This is a genomic window from Mesorhizobium sp. M7A.F.Ca.CA.002.15.2.1, from assembly GCF_003998715.1.
Classification (GTDB): Bacteria; Pseudomonadota; Alphaproteobacteria; order Rhizobiales; family Rhizobiaceae; genus Mesorhizobium; species Mesorhizobium ciceri.
In genome coordinates, this window is record NZ_RZPI01000490.1 from 1 (window position 1) to 4,376 (window position 4,376).

Consider the following 4,376-nt stretch of genomic DNA (forward strand, 5'->3'; position numbering starts at 1 on the left):
TCACCATCTCGCGCGCCAGCGGCAAGGACATGGGATTCACCTCGCTCGTCGGCGTCCTTCTGCCGCTCGCGCTGGCGGTCTTCATGGTGTCAGGCGAAGGCTTTCATGTGAACGCGCCATGGTGGATCGTCTTCAACGGCGCCATCATCATGCCGATCTCGTTCTTCTGCCTTGCCGCCGGGCCGAAATACATTTCAGGACCGGAAGTGGCGATGTTCTACCTGCTCGAAACGGTGCTGGCGCCGGTCTGGGTGTGGATGATCTTTGCCGAGGCACCGACCCGCAACAGCCTGATCGGCGGCGGGATCCTGATCGTCACGCTCGTCGCACACTCGCTCTGGCAGCTGCATGAAGGGCGTAAGCGCCGGGTCGACTTCGCGGTGCATCACCCGGTCTAGCGACAATTCGGCTTACGGCGCAAAGCCGGTCGTTATCAGGCGCTGGCTTTCTTCGCCGCATTGGATTCCGGCAGGACCTCGATCTGCGGACCGGACTCGATTTCGGCCGCCGAATCGGCGGCCGTCTCGTCGGCCAGCTCCACTTCGCGCAGCCATTCGCGCCAGATGGCCACGAGCAGCGCCATAAGCACCGGGCCGATGAACAGGCCGAGGAAACCCATAGTCTTGACGCCGCCGATCAGGCCGAAAAAGGTCGGCAGGAAGGGCAGTTTTATCGGCCCGCCGACGAGCTTCGGACGCAGTGTCTTGTCGACGATGAACAGCTCGACCGCACCCCAGAGGAACAGTGCCAGCCCGGCCATCGGCGAGCCGCTGGCGGCGAGGTAGATCGAGACCAGCGTGAAGGACAGCGGTGCGCCGCCGGGGATCAGCGCCATGACGCCGGTCAGGGCGCCAAGCGTGACCGGCGACGGCACGCCGGCCAGCCAGTAGGCGATGCCCAGCACCAGCCCTTCGCCGATGGCGATAACGGTCATGCCGGTCACGGTCGAGGAGATCGTCGCCGGCACGACGCGCGAAATCCGCTCCCATCTGGTCGGCAGGATGCGCTCGCCGAGACGGTCGACCTGGCCCGCAAAGTGCTCGCCGTCGCGATAGGCGAAGAACAGCGCGATCATCATGAACAGCAGCGTCAACAGCAGGCCGAAAGCACTGCCGCCTGCGGCCAGCACGCCGCGATAGATGCTGCCGATATTAGCGCCGCTGACCAGCTGGATCAGCTCACCAATGCCGCCGGGATGGCCGAAATTGGTGGTCCACTGTTCGTTCAGCCACTCGCCCACGACAGGCATGGTGGCGATCCAGTGTGGCGTCACCGCGCCGTGGCGGTTGGTCTCGATCGCCCAGGCGACCCATTCGCGGACCTCGTTGATCGCATAGGTGCCGGCGAGCGCGATCGGGATCACCAGGAAGGCGAGGATGAACAGGATGGCGAAGGTCGCGGCGATGGTGCGGTTGCCGCCGACCGCGACAAGCAGGCGGCGGTAGAGCGGCCAGCTGGCGAAAGCGATGACGAGCGCCGCCAGCACCGGAAACAGGAAGCCGTGGAAGAAATAGACGCCGGCGGCAACGATCAGCACCAGCAGCCAGCGTGCCGCCGACAGCGGCGGGATGACGGCTGCCCTGAGCGGCGTCGACAGGCCGAAGAGGCGCTGCTGCCGTTCCGGTTTCTGGATTCTTGCTTCCTTCAAACGCCTGGCTCTCCCAAACACCCCTCCTGTCTATGCACTGATATAGTGCAGCAATCGTGACGATAGTCCAAATGAGATGGTGAAGCTGCCAATCTCCCCCCTCGTGGGGGAGGCCCGGCAGGACAGAGGGGGGTGTGAAGGATCGCGGCCTTGGATTTGGACCGTGAGCCGCAAACCAATCGAGTATCTGTGAACTCGACCGTCGGCGGGACAGCGCCCCCCTCTCCCTGCCGGGCATCTCCCCCACGAGGGGGGATCGGCAGCTTCACTCGCTACCCAAATTTCCCCGTCCTCGGGAATCCCTTCGGCACCATGCGTCCGGCCGAGGCACGGGCGCCGATCCATTCAGCCAGTTCCTCGCGCGACCTTGTGAAGGTGCGGTCGGCTGAATCCTGCCAGGAGAGGCCGCTCTCCAGCGTGAACGGCTTGAGATCGAGAAGGCCGCCATCCTTGTATTTCTGCAGGCGCACGCCCTTGCCGCGGCCCATCTCCGGAATCTCTGCGAGCGCGAACACCAGCATTTTGCGATTCTCGCCGACGATGGCGAGATGGTCGCCGGTGACCGGGATGCAGCGCTTGGCTTCGTCCGGCGCCTTGACGTTCATCACCTGCTTGCCCTTGCGGGTGTTGGCAACGACTTCCTCCTCCGGCACGATAAAACCGTTGGCGTCGTGCGAGGCCAGCAGCAGCTTGCGCTTCGGATCGTGAACGAAGGCGGTGACGATGTCCTGGTCATTGTCCATATCGACGATGATGCGGATCGGCTCGCCATGGCCGCGCCCGCCAGGCAGCCGGTCGGCGCCGATGGTGTAGAACTTGCCCCCGGTGGCGAAGACCAGCACCTTGTCAGTGGTCTGCGCATGGAAGGCGAGCTTGAGGCTGTCGCCCTCTTTGAAGGTCAGCGTCGAGAGATCGGCCAGATGCCCCTTCATCGCCCGCAGCCAGCCCTTTTCCGAGACGACGACGGTGACCGGCTCGCGCTCGATCATGGCATGGGCGATGTCGGTCAGATCATGCTCGGGCGCGTCGGCGAACTGGGTGCGGCGCTTGCCGAGCTCGGTCTCCGGACCGAACTTGTCGCGGATGTTGGTGACTTCCCACTTGATCGTCGCCCACTGCTTCTCGTTTGAAGCAAGCAGTGCCTCGATCTGCTTTTTCTCCGCGCTCAGGCCGTCGAATTCCTTGCGGATCTCGAATTCTTCAAGCTTGCGCAGAGCGCGCAGCCGCATGTTGAGGATGGCTTCGGCCTGGGTGTCGGTGAGCGACCAGCGGGCCATCATGACCTGCTTTGGCTCATCCTCCTCGCGGATGATCCTGATCACCTCGTCGATGTTGAGGTAGGCGATCAGGTAGCCGGCAAGTATCTCCAACCGTCTTTCGATTTCGCCGAGGCGATGTTTCGAGCGGCGGACCAAAACCTCGCGGCGGTGCTCGAGCCACTCCTGCAGCACGCCCTTCAGCGACAGCACGTTGGGCACCTTGCCGCGCGACAGCACATTCATGTTGAGCGGGAAGCGGCTTTCGAGCTCGGTCAGCTTGAACAGCGATTCCATCAGGATGCCGGGGTCGACCGAACGGCTCTTCGGCACCAGCACGACGCGGACGTCCTCGGCGCTTTCGTCCCTGATGTCCTCGAGCAGCGGCAGCTTGCGCGCCATCAGCAGCTCGGCGATCTTCTCGATCAGCCGCGCCTTCTGCACGCCGTACGGGATTTCGGTGACAACGATGCTCCAGGTGCCCCTGCCCTGGTCCTCCTGGAACCACTTCGAGCGCACGCGAAAGCCACCGCGACCGGTTTCGTAGGCTTCGAGGATCGAGGCGCGGCTGTCGACGATGATGCCGCCGGTCGGGAAATCCGGCCCCTGGACAAAGTCCATCAGCTTCGCCACCGGCGCGTCCCGGTTTTCGATCAGGTGAAGTGCGGCATCGCAAAGCTCGGCGGCGTTGTGGGGCGGGATCGATGTCGCCATGCCCACCGCGATGCCGGACGAGCCGTTGGCCAAAAGGTTGGGAAAGGCGCCGGGCAAAACCACCGGCTCCTCGTCTTCTTCATTGTAGGTCGGCCGATAATCGACGGCATCCTCGGTGATGCCGGACAAAAGTTCGGTCGCCACATCGGTCATGCGCGCTTCGGTGTAGCGCATGGCGGCGGCGTTATCACCGTCGATGTTACCGAAATTGCCCTGCCCGTCGACCAGGGGATAACGCATCGAGAAATCCTGCGCCAACCGCACCAGCGCGTCATAGATCGACTGGTCGCCATGCGGGTGGAACTTGCCCATCACCTCGCCGACGATGCGGGCGCATTTGGCAAAGCCCTGATCGGGGTTGAGCCGCAGCAGGCGCATGGCGTGCATGATGCGGCGATGGACCGGCTTCAGTCCGTCGCGCACATCGGGCAGCGCCCGGTGCATGATGGTCGACAGCGCATAGGCCAGATAGCGCTCTTCCAGCGCCTTCTTCAGATCGACCGGCTCGATGTGATCGCCACCGCCATTTTCAGGCGGCAAAAGCCTTTTTCCCATGGGCTCGGACTAGCCGAGCGGGTGATTCGCGGCAAGAGCCCGACGGAGATACCGGCCTTTCTGCAACATGAAACCATACCCCAGCGGATGTCGGCCAACATCAGCCTGTTACATGCGGGCTCTATCGCCAAGCGCGACGATATCCGGCTATCGGCTCTTCATGACAAATTCACCGGTTTGCGCAAAGACGGTGGGATCGGGTT

The 4,376-nt window shown here is 63.5% G+C and carries 4 protein-coding genes; 2 read left to right on the forward strand and 2 right to left on the reverse strand.

Annotation, left to right across the window (positions count from 1 at the left end; translation table 11 throughout):
- The coding region (locus tag ENZ74_RS23410) for a DMT family transporter (protein WP_245470989.1) at positions 1 to 398 on the forward strand (398 nt) is incomplete at its 5' end.
- A 35-nt stretch (positions 399 to 433) separates the two neighbouring features.
- Here the strand turns inward: ENZ74_RS23410 and ENZ74_RS23415 are convergent.
- A complete protein-coding gene (locus tag ENZ74_RS23415; protein ID WP_063167755.1) occupies positions 434 to 1,648 on the reverse strand; it encodes an AI-2E family transporter in 1,215 nt (404 codons plus the stop codon).
- A gap of 272 nt (positions 1,649 to 1,920) precedes the next feature.
- Positions 1,921 to 4,173 (reverse strand): DNA topoisomerase IV subunit A, encoded by a 2,253-nt coding sequence (parC, locus tag ENZ74_RS23420; RefSeq protein ID WP_063167754.1) that lies wholly within the window; start codon positions 4,171 to 4,173, stop codon positions 1,921 to 1,923.
- Here parC and ENZ74_RS34735 point away from each other — a divergent pair.
- A partial coding sequence (locus tag ENZ74_RS34735; RefSeq protein ID WP_206522315.1) for a hypothetical protein occupies positions 4,129 to 4,376 on the forward strand: 248 nt, incomplete at its 3' end. The two genes, parC and ENZ74_RS34735, sit on opposite strands and share 45 nt — an antisense overlap.

Coding starts and splice junctions, on each gene's coding strand:
- parC (WP_063167754.1), bottom strand. CDS start 4,173: ATGGGAAAAAGGCTTTTGCCGCCTGAAAATGGCGGTGGCGATCACATC.